An 18,406-nucleotide genomic window follows, 5' to 3' on the forward strand; every position below is an offset into this window, starting at 1 on the left:
TTAGACTGCTTGTTGAAGTTTAAAACTATCCAACATTTTATTCACTTCCCTTTCCCATGATACGTCATCTGTATTCCGATATCTAGAATAACTAAAATCTTTGAAACCAGCAATTTTTTGTCCCTGTATCTGATTCATTATCAAAAGGCCCACAGCCTTTCCAAGGCCTACTGGAACAGCGTTCCCAATCTGTTTATATTGTTCGATCAAGCTCCCGGACAGTTCCCAAGTATCAGGGAATTGTTGTATCCTTTTGTATTCCTCAATGCTTAAAGGTCTATTCTCTTCCGGGTGTGCCAAATCCGTGGCAGGCATCGCTGGATGTGTGACCAAGGTAGGGGAAGGATTGTCCCAACTTAACCTTCTCAAAAAGCCTGTTTTCCCTCCGCCAGAAAAATAACTTTTTCCCAATGCTTCCCTCTGCAGGTCATCGGGCAAGTGTTTCCAATATTGACCAGGCCCTAACATCCTGTAGTATTTGAGCCGCTTTTCGGGGAAATTCAGATGGTTCAAATCCGTCTTGGGAAGATTCTCGACTGCATCCATAAAACTTCTCCATTTGGGAAGTCCAAATTCCCCATTCTCAGAATGGGTAGGGGTCAAATAAGGAAGCTTTCTGCCATCCCTGGAAGCGATTATGATTACCCTTTCCCTTTTCTGTGGGGTGCCAAAATTGGCGGCATTGTACAGATTGAAACTTACTCCATAACCGTTTTCCCTGAGCTTTTGGAGAATGTACAACAGTGCTCCTCCCTTAAGCTCATCCATTTCCAACGGGGGATGATCCTTGCCCCGTTTGTGTATAGGGCGATGTTTAAGTGGTGCGGATAAAATTCCCCGTACATTTTCGATTACTGCGAAACGAGGCCTTAACTCGAGAATCCTATCGATATAGGTAAGGAATACATTCCCTCTTTCATCGCTAAACCCCTTTCTGTTACCTGCTGTACTGAATGCTTGGCATGGAGGGCCTCCAACAACCAAATCGATTTCATCGTCCTGGTCTAAGCCTGCCTTTTCCCTAATATCCTTTGCACTGTAATCCGAGATATCACCTATCAAGGCCATATCTGGTCTGTTCTTAACTATAGTTTTTCTGCATGCCTTGTCCACTTCACATGCAAGAAGTGTTTTGAACCCAGCTTTTTCGATTCCTAGATCTAGTCCCATCGCCCCTGAAAAAAAGGAAAGAGCAATTGGCTGTTTGAACAAAGACTCATCATTATCGGCTTCCGATTGATGGAACTTGTCATCTGTCGTTCCACAATTGTGTTTCGTTTTGTAATTTTCTACCAACTCTTTGCTTAAAATCCAAGAGGATCCTACTTTTTCAGCCTCAAGTTTATTACTTCGACAAAGGTTTCGTACTTGTTGGGGTGTCAGATTTAATATATGGGCTGCATCTGCAATGGAGACATGGGTACTTTCCATATTTTCGGTTTAGAAAATTTTATAGGTACCGAAATTAGAATATTATTGGAACAAACCAAAAGTTTCTTCACTTATTTTGGGTAATTTAAATGCCGTCAATTTTAAATGGTTTTCAACTTAGAATTGAAAGTTTTGTTGTTAGAAAGTTATGGGCTATCAACTATATGACATCAACGGGCAAATCGTTACCCAGCACAATCTGCAGGATAAAGGGGTTTGGTGCAGAAAGGGGGCGTCAAAGGAAGTTGTCTTTGTCGATAAGTTTGGTCAGGATTTAGGTTTAATAATCAATCCAGCCAAACAAGATGACCCCTTTGTACCAGACCTGCTCAATACCACCAATGGTCTGCTGGCAGATCTTAAGACCCAGAACACTCCTTTTTTCCAAGCTAAGCCCCGTTTCAACTATGACCCCCAATACACGGTCGTCTTTAACGGGAAGGATAGGGGGAGGTACAAGGAAAAATATCCAGAAATTGAGATTTATTTTGCTGTAGATTGGCAGGCTATAAAATTTAAGGGTTCCAATACCATTGAAGTAAAACCAATGACCGGAATCTGGTTCATACCATTCCCAAAGTTGGATGCTCTTTTGGATGAGGCACCATTCCATTACTATGTGCAGAGAAGGCATGACCAATTGGGAAATGCAAAGGGGAGTTATGTTTTGTATTTATTAAACCCTATGTTCAAGCAAGTTAAATAAGCCCATCCATTTAAATCGGAAAAAACCAATTTATTCTGATTGTCAAACTATATTACGGTTACTATGGATAAGATGTTGTAAAATAACAATTTAAGTTCGTCCTATAATTTGACCTATACCATGTCTGATTCAAAAAAACCTAAATTGTTTTCATTATTTGTTCCTATAAGTGCAGACCTATCCAATAGTTTATTGAACTCCTCACAGCTAGTTTCGGGAACTATTGCACAATTGTGACAAGCAGCTCCATTCAAGGAATCTGGACCTTGCCCGGTTGAACTTCCTACATCCATACATACAGGATCTGCTGAACACCATCTGGCATCTTCTATAATCTCTTTGACCAATCGATAAAAATTCAATTCTCTTCCCTGTCTAACAAGGCCACCCATAGATCCTTCGGAATCACCGGAAGAGGTATATATCAATATCCCATTCATTCTTTGGTCTGCAGAACTGGAAAAATATATCCTTTCTCTAAGGGATGATGAGCCATAACCACAATTGTAACAAAGTCGATTAATAAGTAAATGTGAAAATGTATGAAGTAAAATGAAGGATGGTGTAATATCCCTGTTCTGATAATCATTCATTCTTCGAGCTTGCTCGGTATGATATCTACCTATTAAATCATGTAGGTTGCTGTTTGATTGAGATGACCACTCATCCAGTTTCTCATCGCTGAATTTTATAAAGATACCTTCTCCGTAAACCACATGGGCAGGTAACCAATCCTTATCCACTATACTCAAGTCCTTTATTCTATCCTTGGACAACTTTCCATCTTCAGAGCTTAGTCTAGAAAATCCTGCAAAAACCCTTGTTTCTCTAAGCTTTTCAATTAGAGTTATATGATCAAAGTATTCAGATAAAAACTCTCCCTCCTCAGTCGAAGAGAATTGATTAATTACCGCTTTAAAATCCGTATTCTCTGAGTCACGCCCCACATTAAGATATTGGTACTCCTGAATTCTTATATCAAAATCAGAATTGATTTCTTGATCAACGTTATCTTTTCCCGATTCCATAAAGCCTATCACTTGTTCAAGCAATGCGTCAACTGTTATGCGGCCCAATTTTACCTCAGGTAGAGTTTGGAGATAAACCCTAAGTACCCTACCATCATTGTCCAACTCATAAAAGGAGCATAAGGCCTCTTCCTCTCTTTCGATTATCCGCTGAACCAATTCTGATGTTGTATCTCCGACCTGAGGTAGATATAGGGCCGATTTAATCATGGCATAATGTACGTTGGAACTACCCTTGATTAAAACCCTTAACGAATGCTCACAAGGCTGAGGCTGTCTTATCCCTATAGGGCCCAACCAAGGTCTATGCCCTGAACAGGTTGAAATACCATCCAAAGCCCCTTCATTCATTATCCCACCCAGCGTTCGCCTTTGTCCACATGAACATTGGATAATGATACTGGACAAATCACCGGAACCTTTGCCTCCTGAATACGATAGCACATGTCTTTCGTCGTCCAAACCGTCCGGGTGTACCCAATCCAAAAAAGGGACATCTTGAATATGTCCTTGGGGGCATACTGCAACAAATCTTACAGGAATCAATCTTCCTCTGCATTCCCCTGATGAACATCTGGGATTTTCCTGTCTATTGAGCTCAATTTGACGCATAACACTGCACTTCATACAATAGTGCCATTGAGGAAAGCGTACCCCGGGAATGGTAAGACGACTGTTTTTCTTGCTATTTTCTCGGAACGGGAACGGCTTTCTAAATTGATTAACACCTAAGAGTTGTTCAAGACGAGGTTCTCTGATTACAAATTCATCCCGTTCAATATGATCAAACCCAGCATTTTGGATTCTCTGTTCAATTATTTCATCCCACGCATCAAGTCCACAAATCATAAGTGTCTCATCATTTGGAAAATTCACAAGTTGTCCAATTCCAAAAGGAGATAACAATTGCCCTAATCTTATATTTCTATTCATATCAACCTAAATTCATTATTCCTATTCTGCCCTCCTCATCAACTCCTCTCATGGATGTCAATGATGGAAGCGACAAGCTGCCACTTCTAATATCTTCGGTAACTTCATTACCTCTAGCATACATCAAAGGAATCCAATCCTTTTTCAGGATCCCGTAATTGGCAGCATCTCCGTATTCTTGGAAGCCATTTTTCCAAAACGCGATTCTTTTGTCAAACAATGCCATGGTATTCTGCATTTCATTTGGATCCACAATCTCGCACCTTGATTTAATTACCTCTCGCACCCAGCTTGTCAGGTAATCAAACTCCGCCTCGTTATTGCTGATATCTGGGCTATGTGTAAAATGACCTTCAGTAAAGCTCCGAACAAGTCCAATTATAACAGCGTGCAAGGCTCTCTCCCTCGCATTGACCGAGAAGGGAGTGACAGAAGTTGGTTCCACATATGAGTATATTTTATTATGGAATGACTGAAAGTGTTCATATTGTGATTTGTCGCGAGGCTTGGATGGACTATACAACATGATTACGAGCCCAGGGCCTCTCGCATCCCTGCCAACTCTTGAACTTGCCTGAATATATTCAGCAGTGGTCTTTGGTTGCCCATGGATGAACATTAAACCTAACCTTGTTACATCAACTCCAGTGGCAATCATATTTGTGGCAAGGCATACATCAAGGGCAGAGGAAGTCTCACCTATATTAACCTTTTCCAATTTTTTTAAAGAATCTGGGATTTTTGAGCTAGCAATCCTGCTGGTCAATTCTTCAAATAGGTTCAGCCATCTCCATTGTGAATATGGTATTAATTTTCTTTTCTGAAGGATGGTCAAATACTCTCGAATATCAGCATACACTAAGGATGCGGCCATTCCCAATTCTCGAATCGAATTGAAGAAACCGAGTAAGGTCCAATAATAATCCTTCGTTTCAGCAGGGTAGTCTGCAGTTTTGGTTGATTGCAAAATTGAGGCGTATAGCCTTACGACAGATGTCTGACCGGATCTATACCCAGGTGCCAAAATCCCAACATATTTCCTTCCCGGATTGCTAGGTGACGGTTTACGTTCTTCTGAAAACCAAGTATCTCCAAAGTTAATTCCTTGAGGGGGGAAAATGTTTAAATTTTCGGTGGCATACAATGCCTTAACTTGTTCAGATGCCCGGCTTATTGTTGCTGAGGAAGCTACTATTTTTGGTGGAACATAATCCTTACCATGAAATGGATATTCAGGTCTATTATAATCATTACATAACGTCATGACAAGGTTTTCATAAATGCCCACAATTGTACCTAGAGGACCTGAGATCAGGTGCAACTCATCTTGAATGATCAATTCTGGTGGAGTTATTCGACTTTTGTTGCCGTTCAACCTGAAACCAAATAGTTTGCCTACGTCCAGGTCGTTCGAAGATCTTCCGGGTTGCCAAGGAATCATGGCAAATTTATCAACAGTTCCAAGTACCAATGTTGGACAAAATTCAAAAATGTCCTCATCCACTACATATAGAGGAAGTTCTGATTCAAAAAACTCACAATATTCATTTTCACAGGTAAAATAAGTCCTAGCGTTGGAATTTGAACCATCTGTTTGAACCAATCCTGATATTTTCTTATGTCTGCTCGGAGAATCAAGTTTGCCTATTGCGGCACCACAGCATGGGCACTTCATCACAATGAAGTTGTAATCAACAGAATTGGAATTGATTCCAATTAAATCTTTGTATAACGTATTGGCGTCCTTTCTTTTATTTGGAGTCGATGATCTACCAACCCATAGCCCAATGGAAAAAGGATCTGGACCCAATTCCAGCATGTTATCCCCATCCTTTCGAATCAGTTCACAAGCACAGATCAGGGAGGAGGCCCTTTCATATTGTTGGGTTGTCAGTAATCTAAGCGTGTAGCGCATCAAGATAGAGGTTCCCGCGACACTGTCGAAGTCCATATCAATTTTAGCTCGAATCCGCCTAGCGAAAATTGAAAATCCAGTAAGTCCTAAATATGCCTCTGTCTTACCACCACCTGTTGGAAACCATATCAAATCCACAATTTCACGTTGCTCGGAATTTTTATCCCAAATGGAGACCAAATTCATTAACACAAAGGCGATTTGGAAGGGGCGCCATTTGCCATTGTATGTTCCCTCATGGAACTCTTCAAGGGATGTATGTTGATGTGCATTTTCTTCTATGGGTGTGAGAGTAAAGGAATCATTGCCTTCACGGATCCAGCTTCTTCTTGGAGTCTTGGAACGTTGTTGTTGCCAGATCATGGCCCTATTCATCCATCTGAAACATTTCACTAGATCGGAGGTTATATCACTATCCATGAGTAACTGTACACCTTCTTTTATCCGTAGCAAATTTGCCCGACATTTTGAGATATTTCTATAAGCTGCTCTTTGAAATTTCTCTTCTAGTTTGCCTACGGCAAGTTCCAAGTTTGAGATCCATGTTTCATACTGATTGATGAGTTGGTTCAAACTGGATTTTGCATTGTCCCAATCACCGTAATCTGATAGCTCTAACATACTTAAGGTAACAAGTTGGGTCGGGGAAACTTGAGGCAACTCATAAACGGGAACAACCGAGGTTGTCAAACTATTGACACTTTCATTTGATTCATCCCATTGGACGGAACACCCATGACCAATGGCGTATGTTTTTTTATTTCGATATAATAAAAGTAACTCTTCCTCTTCTACAGTGTCGTTGGCAGAATTCCTTTCTTCATATGGCAAAATAATATTTCCCGACTCATCCGTTATACTTATTTTATTTTGGAAAAGGATAGACCTGTCGTTTTCTTGCGAATCAGTGCTGGCTATCATCTGGTTGATGATGGTAAATGTTAAGATGCATTCACCCTTGTCAATATTCTCTTGTCTTGAACGATTGTAAACTTTTAGAGTAAGCCAGTTTTGGTTCGTATTCCATGGTGTAACGGCAACCACCTTTTCAAATACTATGCCACGGGAAGATCCAATAGAGGACAAATCGAGAATAATTTCCTTTATGTCCAATGGTCTTCTAATCCAGTTTCTCCGTAACATTAACTCCCCAGTGCGTTCATTTCGTTTATCTTCATAAATTCCATCTACCACCCTTTTTTCTGCTATCAAATTATCAGATCTTTCATACCATGCAGAACAAATATTCACAGTGATTTTACCATCATAGGCTTTCATTTTACACGTAAAGCCCATGGCGGAGGGCAGGAATTCATTGGCTAATCCGATGGACTCATCGGAATCACTGTCATCTGCTAAACTACCTCGGCTTGGTTTGGAATCTTCACTGTATTGACCATTATCATCCTCGACCTCATCAGTAATGTCAGAATTCTCATCCAACTCGGTGATGGTGGAGGCTTGAGGATATAACATTCCGGCACCATACCTTAGCTTGGGTGAACCATGTACCCTTTCCAATAAAATTTCTTCCCCTGTTTCCTCATCAGTGTATGCGGGATGTGGATCGGGCCCACAGACTTCCTTAATGATGTCATCTATTATTTGGTCTCGAATCATGATGTTTGACTTATTCGCATTGATAATAATTGATTATAGGAATTCTCAAGTCCCTTATCCAAGACAAGATAGAATTTTAGTTTGGCCCTACTGATTGACACATACAAGAGGCTGGTAGCATAATCAGATTCCAACTCTTCGAACTCAGTGGCTATCACAAAGGAATTTTGAAGGCCCTTATAAGCGTGTATGGTTGAAAAGGTAAGACCATTTTTGATCCAATCCTTTATTTCCTTCAATTGTAGCATAGAGCTGTTACTTGAGCTTTTGCACGATAGTAAAGTGATTTTGGACTCGGGGATACCTTCGGCGATTAAATCTTTAATAATCTCTACCACCTTTTCAACCTGTTTGGACTTAATTGGGAAATAATGCTCAACCTTTTCCCCTTCCAACATACCTTCGGGACTTGATTGTTTCTCACATCCTGTGGTTGTATGGTTGAAGAACACTATTTTTTTGCTATTTCTGCAATTGGTCATTAATGGTGGGACTTTGATAAATGCAGATTTTGATGCTAGAATATCAAGTACGGTTGATGGGTTGCTCAAATAAATCAACTGATTGCAAAAATCCCCAAACAAAACCCACTTACCATTATTGATCCCACCTTTTAACATGGAATCAAAAACATCCAAATAGGATTCAGTAATAAGGTCTTGGGACTCGTCAATAATGAGTAGGTCAAATTTTTCATCTTCAGAGAATTCCTCCAGAGCAAACATGGTTTCCAATGGTAGGTCTATTTCATAGAATAGTTTCTGGTTTACCTCGGGAGGAACCAGTTTGGTCAAAGACATCATGAAGCTATGCAGATTCCCTACATAGGAATTGGTCGAACTAAAGTCAATTATTTTTGAAAGTTCAGAGTTTAACTTATTACCCAGTTTCTTATTAAAACAAATTAACCCGACTTTCAATCCTTGGTTGGCATTTCTTTGAAACCATTCTGTGGCCATGATGGTCTTTCCAGTTCCCGCCCCTCCTTGTATCAACACTCTATCATTATAATCCATGAAGGATAGTGTATCAAACTGCTCTTCTGTAAAATGATCGATAAGGTTTTCCTCATCCAATATCTGATTCAAAGGCGTATAGTTGTAACTAAAATCACCTCGCAATAGTTTGAATATATCCTCGCAATCTTTTATGGTGGGCCTAGATTCATTTATCTTGTACCAAGATCTACCGGAATATTTTGTGTGAAAACCACGGGAAAGCGATTCTATATAGTGGCTGGCGGGAATTCTAAAACCAGATCTTGTAAAAAGTTGCCAAGATTCTGCCTCGGGGCCATAATCATAAAATTCCTCCAGTCCAGTGAACATAACTCCCCAACCAAATAGGAGTTTGTCAATTTTTGCTTTCAGTTTTGCATTGCCATGAGCCAATTCCAATAGGTGGGACCTTAAAGAGTGCATGGTGTCACTTACTTGTCTGAAAGGCCCAATTGTAGAGGTGTTCACTTTACCATGACGATTTTCAAATTTCCAGATTCCACCATCCCGGCTTACCCTACCGTGTTTGACTTCCAATGCAAAAATTCCAAGTCCCGGTGCCAATACCAAAAAGTCGAGTTCTCCAGAAACTCTTGTCAAATGCTTTGAGATAAACAAGGAATGCAGAATAATATAGTTCCTTGAATTTATGTCCGACTTAAAATGACGGTAAACATGTTTTTCCCCATTTGAATCGGTACTGTCTATATTGTCAGGGACTATCATTTACTTAAGGAATTTCATGGTTGAGTGGTATTCTATCTTCAGGTCGTTTCTTTTTTCGATTCCGACGATCTCGTTTTTCTTGCCCTTGACCTCAATGCCCTGTACTTGTATTGTAAAGGTGTCATCAAGAACGTCATGCGAGCTGCCGATCATATCCGCAAGCTTATCTTTCACGGCACGATCTAACTTATTTTTTGCCTTAAGGATTATTGTTTTTGCCCCTAGAATGGCTTTGGCCCTTTCCGAGAGTTCTTCTTTGGGGTATTTCAGGCCAAGAATCATTTTTAGGTTTTCATAGGCCGGTGCCAGCATTGTTTCATCGTGTAACCATCGGAGCACATTATAGTTTTCCGGACTTCCCCCGATTTGCATTGAACAATTGACTTTTTCCAGCCTTTCCACGAATTGGTATACATATTCATGCTTATTCCTTTCCTGCCGAAGAATCTCTCGCCAAGACTCAAGAGTTTCCATATACGTAAGCATGGATTTTGATCCTTCCAAGTATTTGGTAATCGACTTTCTGGACACATTTACTATTACAGCAATATCTCCCACAGCAACATCCGTGATTTTGCTCGAATAGGATTCAATGGAACCCGTAATGGATTCTTTTAGGGTCAGGATTCGCCAATTTTGTGGCAAGAACACATAGCTCCCATTTTCAAAATGCAAAACGTTACAATTCAACAGATACTGACCGCTGATTTCTTCAACATCATTTGAGCCTTTGTATCCTGAGTAACGGAGTTCATTGAGCATCTGTTCGAACTCCTCATATTCCGTGGTGGTTGCATTTTCGAATTCGTGATAGGGATTCCCGCTTTCCTCAAAGTTTATGGAGCCATCGATTATAGACTCTATTTGAACATCATCCTTGATCCTATACTTTTCAAGTTCGTTTAGGCAGGAGGGAAATTTTTCCACATAGTATCCGGAACCGATTTTTCTTTTAAGGGAATTCATGGTCACGGAAGATTCACAAGGGTTTAGGACAAAATTCACATTGGGAATTACCTTTTTAAAAATACTCTGATCGATATACTTGAATGAATACTCCCGAAATGGATAGCCTATGAATTTGATGCTTTTTGCAGTTGGGGATATATCATTATGGTGTACCATAACTTTCAGATCGGATTCAGCGGGAAGCATGAAATTCATTGTATCGATACTAATGTCCTGATAAAATAAATATTTGCGGTCATCGATAAAACCCTTTGGTTGTTCTCCTGAGAGGATATATGATTTTAAGCTATGTAATGATTCATTTATGGAGGTTTTTATTTCTTCGTTCAAGCCTGAACTTGATGAATCCAATATCTCGGTAAAATGGTTGAAATGAGCAATAAGTTTAATTGTGTCCGGTTGTTCTATGGAATTTTTAAGTGTGTACAGTAATGGTCTCAAAATCTGATAATATGCTTTTTGCAGAAGCTCATATTCTCCTAGAGAGGATAGGAAACTTTTTGATTCCAAAGCATTGAAGATTTGATCAAATTCACTGGGAACAACTTGCTCTATCGTTATTTTTTGCGATATAAAACGACAAAAAGCATTGTTGTTATAGTGGTCAACGAAATTGTAACCATTGTCATATTGGAGTTCTAATTCAACAATTTTGTTCTTGTCCCAATTGAAACGGTATACATCCACAAATGCTTCAGTGCTAAATACTGTTTTATATATTTCAAGTTCCTTCCAATCACTGATTACCCTATCACTTATTATAAATACAGGAATCTTATGTTTGGTTAGGTATGTTACTGTTTTTGGGTTCTCCAAAACGAGGTGCAGGTCATTTACAAATACGGCGGAAACATCATTGATCAAATCGTCCTCAATTCCGGGATGGTATTTCATTAGATTTTGAAGCTTGCTTCCTAATATTTGATAATCAGAATGCTTTAATAGAGCAGAGTAGAGCGATTGAAAACTGTCGACAAACTTTTTCGTTTTTAGGGACTGCTCAATCAATCTAAGACAGTCATTGACAATGGTCTCAATTTTGGAATCTTTATATTCACTTGTGTCCAAACTTTGTTTGACCGCCTTGACAAAAAATTCGGTGTTCCTTCCTGATTTAGCGTCCACGCTTCCAGAAAAACAACTAAAATCCGGAGATATGAGCAGGCATTTATCCAGCAATACAGTTTCGGATAGTGGTTCATCATAAACCAAGGTTTCCCTTAACTGACGGCGAAACAATCCTGATTTTCCCCTTCCTGAGATTAGGACGACCTTTGAAGACAGTGCACCAAAATTAGGGTTGTGATCTAAACTGAGAATTTGGGTCAATGCCTTCCGCTGGTCAAGGAATTTTTTCTTGTTCTTATGATAATTGACATATTTGTTGACCATCTTTTTTCTTCCAGGATTGACAAACTGGATGTTCTGGATGTCGGCATAAGCTATAGCACCATCCGAAAATTTCATGACCAGCTTGTTCTTATCATTGTCAATTCTTTGAAATAAGGCCGTTGTGGAGAAAATATCAATTTTATCTCCTGCTTTTAATCCAAGTTCTTTAATTCTATTTTCACTTTGGTGTACATAATCGTGGAAGAACTCATTGATCAAAAATTGAACGGCCATCCATAATGCCGTGTTTTCTTTACAAGGAAATGTGATGACCATCGGTGCGCTGTTCCCTTTTTGATGAATCTCTTGGGAATAATCCAAGGCAATTGCTGTAGATGCCTGGATTACCGGACTGAATTCTCGACCGCCCAAACTCAAATAAAATCTGTCTTTTGCTTCATTGAGGTACTCCTTCACTAAATCAGGGTTTTTACAATTTGGGCTATTTGGTATGCGAGATATGGGGGGACGGCATTACCCACCTGATGGTATTGGGCAGTCCTAGAACCGCAAAAAAGATAGTTGTCAGGAAAGGTTTGGATTCGGGCTGCTTCCCTTACGGTAAGACTTCGACACTGAAGTGGATCATAATGAATAAAATAATGCCCATCTTTTGAAATATGGGAAGTAATTGTGGTTGCTGGTTCATTGGGCAATTGAACCCTAAAACGGTCTGCGAACTTCCCAGTGACAGCACTTTTATGATCAGGTATCAATTCCGAACTGTGCATAGTGTATTCGGACAGACGTGGAAATCGTTTGTATTTTGCTGCATATAGACTTGAGAACATATACCTCATCAAATCCTGGGTCAGGTGAGATCTTGAAATATGATTACAGGTTCCCTGTAACTTTGGATCCCTATACCAGTTATATAGAGGATTTTTGGATGAAGGGGTTGTACAGGGGATATATTCAGATCCAATGTTCAAGAAACCTATATCTTGATTTCGGTTTGTTTTTTTGAAGCCATTCCATGATAGGATAAGATCCTTGTATCCTGTTACAACATCGCTCCATGTTTCGAAATCATCCTTCACTTTTTCGTAGACCCTTTTCTTTTTTCCGCCAGCTGGATAGGAACGAACAAACTTTCGATTCAGACCGCTACGGATTTTGGGGAGGTCTCCTATCACGGATTTCAGTTCGATTGGGAATTCAGATTTAGACAACACACTAGGTTTTGCTTCTAGATCTTGGCGTACCCCTAATAAAATCACCCGATGTCTCTTCTGAGGAATCCCAAATTCCTCGGACTTTATTAAATAGTCAGAGTCTTTTGAATAGACTGGATTTCCATTTTTGTCGAAAGTTTCGGGAACGGTCGATAAGGAATAAACTTTATAGGACGGAGAGTCAAATTCAGGAAATAACTTTGATGGATTGTTCAAATCTCTCTTGATCCAGTCAAAAACACTTTCCTTGCCAACTTTTGCAGATAAAAGCCCTTTTACATTCTCCATCACAAATACCTTGGGATGGAATTTTGCTATAATCCTTAAATATTGACGATACAGATATACCCGATGATCGGATTCATCTATACCTCCTACACGGGAACGGCCTGCTAGCGAATAAGCTTGACATGGAGGACCTCCTATGAGAACCCAATCTCGAGTTTTACCGATGCCATTTTGTATTCGTTGATCAATTAATCGTTCTGGAAATTTTTCTGAACCTAGTTCTGCCCTCCAGGCTTCACTGGAGGCAAAGTTGTATTGTTTGGGATGAGCATCAAATAAATCATTCATTTTCTCATCTCTTTTGATAAGGTTCTCTTCCCTCAAAACATCATAGTACTCCTTTGGTAAGTCACTTTCGGCAAACTGCCTGAAAAAACTTCTTAAAAGCAATGTTTTGTGGGCGTTTTCGTCCTTTTCAATCGACAATTTAATATCAAATACCTTTTGCCCATTCTCCAATATGGATGAAAAGCCTTCCCCAAGCCCACCAGGCCCTGCAAATATGTCAATTACTGGAACTTTCAAACTCTAATGTAATATGTATAGTTCGTGTCTATTATTGATTTTTTTAAAGTTTGGTTAATCCCAAAATCGTACTACTGTAATTTGGCGTTTTTTTGACATTCCCCCTATAAGTTCTACCATTTTTCAGGAAGTATGAATAAAACATACGTCATTTTAATTTTCCTAACTATCCCATGAGTTTTGTTAGCAATTGTATCCGCTTTAATAGCCGAACACTTCAATGCAATCCCTTTGATATTTGTACTCTATATCTTCAATTATTTCCAATGTAATCCCCTTTAAACCTGGATATACCGTGGAATGATGAATATTGAATTTATCTTTTAATTGTTGTTTAATTTCGGCTCTAAAATTATTTGGAATAAATACTTTGGTTATTCTTGGAATGAATATTTCTCTTGAGTCATAACTTGTGTATTCTCGTCCAAACAACATAAAAACTCCATTTTGCGCTTTGATTCTAGGATCCTTATTGTCGGTTGTAACACAAATTGGCAAATCTAAATTGTATATAGAATCTATATCATTAACATAGTCAATATTAATTACTTCCCTTTTTCCGTAACACTTTTCATTTGTAAACATTGGATCAATACAGTGAACAGAAGAACCTTTGTCTGATAGACCATAATTGTTTAAAAATTCATTTTCTTGGCGGGACACACTTCCATTTGATTTTGTGTCTTTTGCTACACTAAAGTATAATGCAACCAATTCATTAGTTGAGAAATCGAGAAGTCTGGTTGGTATGGCATAGTGTTGCATTATATACAAGTAATCGATTATATTATATTTTTCCGATTTTTCAGGATATAGCTTATCATATTTTTCCTTAAACTTTCCGAGCACACCGAAATCAGATTTCATTATAGCATCTGATTTTCTAAAGAAGCTACCATTTTTCGCTCTCCCTCCACTATACTCTGAACCTATATTTCTTTTCTCTCTGAACAAGGCTGGGGACAGAAATCTGTTTGCTTTACTCATTCCTCTGTACCAAATCCTTCCATTGCTTTTTGTTTCTTTGATGATATCTAAGAATTCATCAATATTTCGAGCTATTTTTAGTTGGGAAGTGTTCATTATAAATTTTAGTTAATGCAAAATACAAATATTTGTATGGGTCAGCATTTGACTTTGCACATATCAACAAACTGAAAATCCACAAGGATTTTCGGAAGTAGGCTAGAACAAGCAATTACTTATGGCCATCTTTGTTAAGCGTAGTCCTTTATTTAAATTCTTCTGGTAAATACTCCTTATACTTATTTTTTAAATAATCAAGCCCATGTTCGTTGTCTTTTAAGTTTAAATTCAGTTTATCTCTAATAAATTCGTGTCGTGTTCTAGCCTCCGAAAGTATATGTCCCCAAGGCAGTACATAAACATCAAAATTGTCTCCTTCCGAAACGTGTCCATAATTTCTATTTTTCTGATTCAGTAATGGTTCTATTTCGGGCTTTATATCTTTTGTAACCAACAAAAACTTCCATTTCGTTTTGTCTTTTGGAAATCTTGGGTCGTTGGAAACTTTGGTTGCATATGATTCTATTTGACTTTTTTCGATAAAACCGGCATCTTTATTCGGTTTTTTAAGTTCGATAATAAGATTTTCTTTACCAGCACTTCCCATACTAAATTGTTGCCATAGGCAAACGTCTGGAATAGTTCTTAATTCATCATTGTCCTCCGAATCGACTACTTCTTGAAAATCATCACGTCCAATCGCATCTTTTAAATAAGCCTTTAAAACATTTTTCAGAGTTACATCGTCAGCACCATATGTATACTTATCTCCGAAAATCCAAGTCTCATTGACTACGATTTTATGAAGGTGTTTTCTCTCCTTTACTTGCTTGTTTAAATCCGTATCATAGATTAGTTGCTCAATTCCATTTAGCAGATTTAATCTATTTTTAATTTCTGTCATCGCATCGATGATATTCGATAATGATGTTTCATCTAAAATTTCGAAAAGGTCATTTCTTTTTTCTTCAGGTAATTCGATGACTTCTGTCAAGATTCTTTGTAATGATGTTGTATCATTTTCTAAGGATTCTTTAATAAGTGATAAGGTTAACTTTTTACTTTTATCATCTTGTGTTTCAAAGTCAGGAAGATATTCGTTGACTTGTAGTGCAACTATATCAAAAACTTGTCTTTTACTTTCCTCAACTATTGTGTCTGGTTTGCCTTTATAAGGATATAAACCTTTTTCTTTTAGTTCATTTATAAATTTGCCAGAATATTGATGCAATCTTCTCCGAACATAATCTCGAGCAATTTTTTTAGAGTCCTTAATTACACTATTTAAGATTTCGTCCAAGCTGTCTAGAGCAAGTCTGTTTTCTCGATGTAATTTTTCTATGTAATTCGATTGGATAAAAATAGAAATAGGTAGAGTTGACCTAATTCCTAGATTGGTTTCTTGAAAAGGAATTCCTTTTGTATTGCATAAGTAAGTTTGCTTTTTAATATCAAAACTCCATTCTATGATTTTGATTTTGAATCGATAATCAAATCCCCCATCATTTACTAGTATATCTTGTTCTTCGCTATGTTTTATTAAAGAAGAGAATTCTAGCTTCTGTCCATTAATGATAATCGAAAAGTCTGGATAGTTAATCCAATAAGAAGCAAACTTTTGTTCAAGTTCTTTCCTAGAATTTATATCAATAGCTTGAGATGCATTTTCTTGATTTACATTTTCAATTCTGACTTGAAAACCAGTTGAATAATTGCCTTTTGGTAGTGTTTTTAAATCACTAAAGTCAGAATATGATAAGTGATTTCTGTCGAGTGTTATTGTATATTCTTTGTTTGATTCACCGTTTTTGTATCTACTTGTGAATTCTACTAAATCTCCGAGTGCTAATGATTTATACCTTCCTTTTCCCTCTTTTCCGTGATAATGACGTCCATTTGGACTTATTCGGTTTAATTTTTTTTCTGAACCCCCAAGTTTACTAAATACATCTTGGGCTTTTTGATAATTCAAGCCGTGACCATTGTCTTTTATAAGTAAGTAGTTTATGCTACCTAGTTTGGTTTTTTCAAATTCGATATTGATTACAGAAGCGTCAGCATCTAATGAGTTCCATATCAGTTCTGAAATAGCAGTTTTTCCATTGGCTCTTGTCAAAGAATCAATGTGGTCTATTTCAACTCCAATATCTATTTGTTTTGACATTTCTTTATTTTTTTATTCGTGTTGAATGTAAAATCGTTCTAATAAATCCATAATTAAATCAGAAGGGTCTTCATTTCTGTCCTTTATTAAAAGCATCTCTTTAAGTTGCTCTTTTGTAATAAACAAAATGACTTTATTGTCTTGATTGAATACTGTATTTCGCTGTCTATGTGCTGCTTCATTGGGTGATTTGCTACATAGCATAATTGATAGGCGACCCATTGCAGCTGTCATATAATTTCTAGTTTGGTTTACTTCTTCATGTCCAATTTCAGTTACATCATAATTCTTAAATTCAAATAATATCATTCTGGCATCAAGCTCAATATACAAGTGGTGCCAATTCTGCGAGTTAGCATTGTCATTTGGTGTTATATTTCTGTTCGGCATTATTGCATCACGCCTATTTATACCTGAATAAGTTCTGCCTTGTCTTGTAGCAGGATTTAAAGGTGGAACAAATAGAAAGGTGAGAATTTCGGTGCATAAATTCTCAAATTGAGACCATCCCGCATTGCCTAAAGGACAAGCATCCAATCTCTGTATGAAATCGTTTACTTGGCTCATCTTAGGAAATATTTGTTTAATAGTCTTTTACGTTTTGAAACTACTTTTTTGAGCTTCGCACCATCAAGAACCTTTATTTCAATATTTCTACTTCGTTGAGCATCTTCGATATATTCTTCGGCAACCGAGGTTAAAACACTGTTTGTGATAAGTAGTATTTTGGCATCTATCCGGTTTATGTAATTGAACGATTCGATTATTCTGTGTAAAGAGTTAATGCTAAACCTTTCTTCTCGATAGAACTTAGTTTCTATCATCCAAACTTCCTTGTTTGGAAATCCAAATGCGTCTTTGTTATAGGATTCTGCTATAAAATCAATTCCGACATCATTTACTTGTTGCTCTCGTTGAATGTTCTTAAAGCCGTATGCTTTCAACAAATCATAAGTGAACTCTTCAAAATCTAAAGGGCTGAATTGGTCAAACGAAATTTCAGGTATGATTTTCAGTTTTTGAACGATTTTTTGTAACCCCTTTTCAAAGTCATTGGTGAGATTGATTATTTCATATTCCAAGAAGTCACTTGGTATTTGGCATTTTTCAACTAAAACAGGGATTATATTAATCTTTCTTTTACGAGCTTCGTCAAAAAAGTACTTTGGGAATTCAAACCTGAAATAGTCAGAAGCAAACAATGATTGAGACAACAATACTATAACAGTCTCACTTGTCTCATACATATATCGGATTTGGTCAAAAACATTCTCTCCAATGCTTATGTCCTTATAATCAAACACAACATCTATATTTTCACGTTGAAGTGAATCAGATATTCTGTGTGCAATAGGGCTATCACGGTGGTTGTAAGAAATGAAGACCCTATTTCTGTTATTTCTCATTTATCGTAGTCTTTTGTAATGAATGCCAACTTGTTTATACGACTAATAAGGTTGGCTTTGCCTTTAATACAGGGCATAGCTTTCTATTCGTTCAATAAAGTTCT

General features: G+C 37.8%; 11 protein-coding genes. 1 reads left to right on the forward strand and 10 read right to left on the reverse strand.

Annotated elements, in window-relative coordinates; translation table 11 throughout:
- Positions 1-1,431, reverse strand: coding sequence for a DNA cytosine methyltransferase (locus GTK07_RS07045; protein ID WP_163634498.1), 1,431 nt, complete (start codon positions 1,429-1,431; stop codon positions 1-3).
- 148 nt (positions 1,432-1,579) lie between these two features.
- Between GTK07_RS07045 and GTK07_RS07050 the strand changes: the two genes are divergently transcribed.
- Positions 1,580-2,137, forward strand: a complete 558-nt coding sequence (locus tag GTK07_RS07050; RefSeq protein WP_163634500.1) for a hypothetical protein — start codon at positions 1,580-1,582, stop codon at positions 2,135-2,137.
- A 113-nt stretch (positions 2,138-2,250) separates the two neighbouring features.
- Here the strand turns inward: GTK07_RS07050 and drmB are convergent, their stop codons facing one another.
- The 9 genes from drmB to GTK07_RS07095 all read right to left on the reverse strand — a co-directional run bounded on the left by drmB (position 2,251) and on the right by GTK07_RS07095 (position 18,302).
- Positions 2,251-4,098, reverse strand: coding sequence for a DUF1998 domain-containing protein (gene drmB / locus GTK07_RS07055; protein ID WP_163634502.1), 1,848 nt, complete (start codon positions 4,096-4,098; stop codon positions 2,251-2,253).
- 1 nt (position 4,099) lies between these two features.
- Positions 4,100-7,633: a helicase-related protein gene (locus tag GTK07_RS07060; RefSeq protein ID WP_163634504.1), complete on the reverse strand. Its 3,534-nt coding sequence runs from the start codon at positions 7,631-7,633 to the stop codon at positions 4,100-4,102.
- Complete coding sequence (locus tag GTK07_RS07065; protein WP_163634506.1) at positions 7,630-9,357, reverse strand: nuclease-related domain-containing DEAD/DEAH box helicase; 1,728 nt, start codon at positions 9,355-9,357, stop codon at positions 7,630-7,632. Before GTK07_RS07065 ends, GTK07_RS07060 begins: the two co-directional genes overlap by 4 nt.
- A complete protein-coding gene (locus GTK07_RS07070) occupies positions 9,358-12,135 on the reverse strand; it encodes a hypothetical protein (RefSeq protein WP_163634508.1) in 2,778 nt (925 codons plus the stop codon).
- Entirely contained in the window at positions 12,135-13,706 is a 1,572-nt protein-coding gene (locus GTK07_RS07075) for a DNA cytosine methyltransferase (RefSeq protein WP_163634510.1), read from the reverse strand. Before GTK07_RS07075 ends, GTK07_RS07070 begins: the two co-directional genes overlap by 1 nt.
- A 201-nt stretch (positions 13,707-13,907) precedes the next feature.
- Positions 13,908-14,789, reverse strand: coding sequence for an FRG domain-containing protein (locus GTK07_RS07080; protein WP_163634512.1), 882 nt, complete (start codon positions 14,787-14,789; stop codon positions 13,908-13,910).
- A 148-nt stretch (positions 14,790-14,937) separates the two neighbouring features.
- Positions 14,938-16,896, reverse strand: coding sequence for an ATP-binding protein (locus GTK07_RS07085; protein ID WP_163634514.1), 1,959 nt, complete (start codon positions 16,894-16,896; stop codon positions 14,938-14,940).
- A gap of 12 nt (positions 16,897-16,908) precedes the next feature.
- Complete coding sequence (locus GTK07_RS07090) at positions 16,909-17,463, reverse strand: hypothetical protein (RefSeq protein WP_163634515.1); 555 nt, start codon at positions 17,461-17,463, stop codon at positions 16,909-16,911.
- Positions 17,460-18,302: a TIR domain-containing protein gene (locus GTK07_RS07095; RefSeq protein WP_163634517.1), complete on the reverse strand. Its 843-nt coding sequence runs from the start codon at positions 18,300-18,302 to the stop codon at positions 17,460-17,462. Before GTK07_RS07095 ends, GTK07_RS07090 begins: the two co-directional genes overlap by 4 nt.
- Positions 18,303-18,406 lie beyond the last annotated feature (104 nt).

It is taken from the genome of Flagellimonas sediminis (genome assembly GCF_010500845.1).
GTDB classification, from domain to species: domain Bacteria; phylum Bacteroidota; class Bacteroidia; order Flavobacteriales; family Flavobacteriaceae; genus Flagellimonas; species Flagellimonas sediminis.

What these genes read in the sequence shown, in the direction of transcription:
- GTK07_RS07045 (WP_163634498.1), bottom strand. Translation starts at nt 1,431, where the DNA reads ATGGAAAGTACCCATGTCTCCATTGCAGATGCAGCCCATATATTAAAT.
- GTK07_RS07050 (WP_163634500.1), top strand. Translation starts at nt 1,580, where the DNA reads ATGGGCTATCAACTATATGACATCAACGGGCAAATCGTTACCCAGCAC.
- drmB (WP_163634502.1), bottom strand. Translation starts at nt 4,098, where the DNA reads ATGAATAGAAATATAAGATTAGGGCAATTGTTATCTCCTTTTGGAATT.
- GTK07_RS07060 (WP_163634504.1), bottom strand. Translation starts at nt 7,633, where the DNA reads ATGATTCGAGACCAAATAATAGATGACATCATTAAGGAAGTCTGTGGG.
- GTK07_RS07065 (WP_163634506.1), bottom strand. Translation starts at nt 9,357, where the DNA reads ATGATAGTCCCTGACAATATAGACAGTACCGATTCAAATGGGGAAAAA.
- GTK07_RS07080 (WP_163634512.1), bottom strand. Translation starts at nt 14,789, where the DNA reads ATGAACACTTCCCAACTAAAAATAGCTCGAAATATTGATGAATTCTTA.
- GTK07_RS07085 (WP_163634514.1), bottom strand. Translation starts at nt 16,896, where the DNA reads ATGTCAAAACAAATAGATATTGGAGTTGAAATAGACCACATTGATTCT.
- GTK07_RS07090 (WP_163634515.1), bottom strand. Translation starts at nt 17,463, where the DNA reads ATGAGCCAAGTAAACGATTTCATACAGAGATTGGATGCTTGTCCTTTA.
- GTK07_RS07095 (WP_163634517.1), bottom strand. Translation starts at nt 18,302, where the DNA reads ATGAGAAATAACAGAAATAGGGTCTTCATTTCTTACAACCACCGTGAT.